3 protein-coding genes and 1 pseudogene are annotated in these 3,412 nt (G+C 40.5%); 1 reads left to right on the forward strand and 3 read right to left on the reverse strand.

The annotated features are described in order from the left end of the window. The 3 genes and pseudogenes from J6U00_RS09885 to J6U00_RS09895 form a co-directional block, all read right to left on the reverse strand. A pseudogene (locus J6U00_RS09885) lies at positions 1-383 on the reverse strand (GTP pyrophosphokinase family protein); the annotation flags it as partial. A gap of 18 nt (positions 384-401) precedes the next feature. Continuing rightward, positions 402-2,267: an ABC transporter ATP-binding protein gene (locus J6U00_RS09890; RefSeq protein WP_296581435.1), complete on the reverse strand. Its 1,866-nt coding sequence runs from the start codon at positions 2,265-2,267 to the stop codon at positions 402-404. 19 nt (positions 2,268-2,286) lie between these two features. Next, positions 2,287-3,150: a TPM domain-containing protein gene (locus J6U00_RS09895; protein ID WP_296581437.1), complete on the reverse strand. Its 864-nt coding sequence runs from the start codon at positions 3,148-3,150 to the stop codon at positions 2,287-2,289. 113 nt (positions 3,151-3,263) lie between these two features. Here J6U00_RS09895 and J6U00_RS09900 point away from each other — a divergent pair. Continuing rightward, a partial coding sequence (locus J6U00_RS09900) for a DNA glycosylase (RefSeq protein WP_296581439.1) occupies positions 3,264-3,412 on the forward strand: 149 nt, incomplete at its 3' end.

Below are 3,412 nucleotides of genomic sequence, written 5' to 3' on the forward strand. Positions count from 1 at the left end.
CGTCTGCCCAGCATTTCAACTATAGCATAAATATCGGTGATATAATAGCAAGTGACACGAATACCTGCAAGGTCGAGAAGATTCTTCCTTGCAGCCTCCGTGGTTATCGGCAGCCCCTTCTTTTGCAGCTTGCCTATTATCGACTGCGGCGATTTGAGCCTGCTTTCTATATTATGTATCGGATTACGCTGAAATTTAACGCCGAATTCATTATCAAGAATATTCAGATAGGTTTTAACAACCTCAATAGCCGAGTCATATAGATGCTGTAGTTGCAAAAAATCGTAGAAAACGTGTGAGAACATTTCCTTCATAGATTCGCTGTTATCAGCAAGTGCAGGAAGATTATCAAACGCCTCTTCGTAAAAATCCCTTTCGCTCATGCCATTTCATTCCCTTCTTTATGTCTGACTGTCCTCGCCCTCTGTATATTCAAAACTGCTAGAAGTGTTTCCGGCTTTGCTGAACTGTGTTTTGTAAAGCTCGGAATATACTCCGCCTTTGTTCACAAGGTCATTATGAGTGCCTCTTTCAGAAATTACACCATCCTTTATTACAAGTATCTCGTCAGCTGCAAGAATGGTAGAAAGCCTGTGTGCAATAAGTATACTTGTTCTTGAGGATATAAGCGGCTCTATTGCGTCCTGTATCTTCTGCTCGGATATTGAATCGAGAGCTGAGGTCGCTTCGTCGAATATCATAAGGGCGGGATCCTTTAGAAGAACACGGGCTATGGATATTCGCTGCTTTTCGCCACCTGATAGCTTCAGTCCTCTGTTTCCGACTACTGTGTCGAGACCTGTTTCCTGCTTTTCAATGAATTCGTATATATTTGCCTGCTTGCATGCTTCTATAAGCTCTTCCTCCGTTGCATCGGGCTTTGCATACAGTAGGTTTTCACGGATAGTTCCGTTGAACAGATAAGTTTCCTGACTGACAATTCCTATGTGTTCCCTTAAATACTCAAGATCAAGCTTCTTTACATCAATACCGTCAAAAAGAACTGTTCCTGACGTAACGTCATAAAGACGCGGTATAAGGTTGACAAGGGTGCTTTTTCCTGAGCCAGAGGGCCCGACAATAGCAATACATTTTCCGCTGCTGAGCTTGAAGGTGATATCATTGAGAATCTGTCGCTCTTTATCGTAGTAGAAACCGACATTTTTGAACTCGACCTCACCATTTGGCTCTTTGTCTGGAGTTATAGCGTCAGGAGCATTTTCTATCTCAATAGGCATATCATAATACTCGAAAATTCTTGTAAACATAGCCATTGAGCGTATCCAGTCCACCTGTATATTAAGAAGCTGGTTCACAGGACCATACATTCTTCCGAGAAGCGCTACAAGCACTGTAATATCTCCGACTGTAAGGTCCGAATCATATTTCATCATAAGTATACCGCCAGCAAGATAAATAAGCATAGGGCCAATACTTGAAAAAGTAGTCAGCGCTACTCTGAACCATCGTCCGGCCATACCCTCACGGATATTGAGCTTTATCATCTTATGGTTTACTTTTTCGTATTTTTCATACTCCGTCTGCTCCATACCGAACAACTTTACAAGGAGCTGACCGCTGACAGACATGGTCTCGTTGAGAATACCGTTTATCTCGTCGCTGCACGCCTGAGATTCCTTAGTTATGGACCACCTTGTCTTTCCGGCGCTTCTTGTAGGTATAGCAAAAAGTGGAACGACAAGTATTCCGACTATGGCAAGTATCCAGTTCTGCCTGAACATAACTATCATCGCTACAATAAGAGTTATAGAATTTGAAAGTATACTTGTAAGCGTATTGGTTATTATCTGCTGAACTCCTGAGATATCGCTGGTCATTCTTGTTATGATGTCGCCCTGATTGTTGGATGTAAAAAAGCGCTGGGACATCTTTTGCAGGTGAGCATACATCTTATTTCGCATATCGTACGTGATATGCTGAGCTATCCATGTATTCATATAGCTTTCAAGAACGCCTATAAGATTTGCTCCAAGCGTTACTGCAAGTGATAAAACTATAAAGAATATCAGCTTCTTCAAGCTTCTACCATAAAGTCCTTCATCTATAATCTTACCTGTAAGTACTGAAGGTAGAAGGCTGAGGGTGGATGATATGATTATAGCAATCAGAACTATTATCATCTGCTTCCAATAAGGCTTTAAATACGAAAATATCCTTTTCAGAAGGTCTTTTGTTACTTTCGGGCGATTTTTCTTCTCCTCATCGGTAAGATAACCCATTCCTCTCGGTCCACCTATCGGCGGCATAAATATCAGCTCCTTTATATTATTTCGTTATTTCTTCGATAAATTTATCTATCGCACCTGTATAATCATCCTTTGATGACATGCCGTTTACATCTTTCATGACTTTTTCAATCTTTGATGGGAGCGGTTCCGCAGAATATGCTATAACAGATCTCGATTCCGTGTCGAGCATGAGCATAATACCGTTCCCGTCTTTATATTTTCTTTTGTAATAGGCTTTAAGTATGTCCTCGTTCGGCGTTTTTGTTCCGTTTCTGGTTGCAAGTATCGTAACATCCTCTTTTACATCTGAGAGAGCATTCTCGAACCTTCGTATATCCTCATATCCAAAGATCTGAGCATTGTCAATGAAATGCTCAGGGCACAGTTCGCCAAGCTGAAGCAGTCTCATTATACCTCTTCTGTAGTCACCGCCTATTAATTCCTTTGTTTCCCAGTACAGTGCATTATTCTCCGTGGTCTGGCTTATATTAGTAAGACACGAACCTGTACGATAAACTATATCCTCGTTTGTAGCATTATTTATAAGTATAACAAGTCCGCTGCCTTTGCCCTCGTATATCTCTCCGAACTCATCGACAGCATAGTCATAAGGAGCTTTTCCGTTAAGATCGTTTGTAATTATGACAGCCACATTGATAAGCTTTTCGCTGAAAAGCCAACCTGCATAATCATTACAGGCTTTTAAGGCCTCAGAGCTGAGAATGCCGGCTTTATCAAAAACATACGTTCCGTCGGTACTTCCAACACTACGTTCAGTAAAGGGCTGACTGGTTGTTTGTACACTTTTGCCGCCTGATATAGGCGTTTTATTTGAAGAGCAGCCAATTGAAACAAAGCAGGCTGCAGAAAGAATCAGACTCAAAAATAAGATTTTTTTCAAAAAAATCATCCTCTGCTCTTGTATTTATATTTATATTTTAGTATAATTTAATAGAAAAATCAAGTGGAAAGAGTAATTCTGCAAAAATTATATTTACCCAAGGAGTTTTAAAAATGGATTACGAAATAAAAGGCAATGACATCATAGTATCGGAAAACGATCTCGATCTTGATGAAACTCTTGACTGCGGTCAGGCGTTCCGCTGGAAAAAGATATCCTCTGATTACGAATGTACATATTCCGGTTCCTTTTTCAACGATAA

This window comes from Ruminococcus sp. (genome assembly GCF_017650195.1).
In the GTDB taxonomy this organism is placed as follows: Bacteria; Bacillota; Clostridia; order Oscillospirales; family Ruminococcaceae; genus Ruminococcus.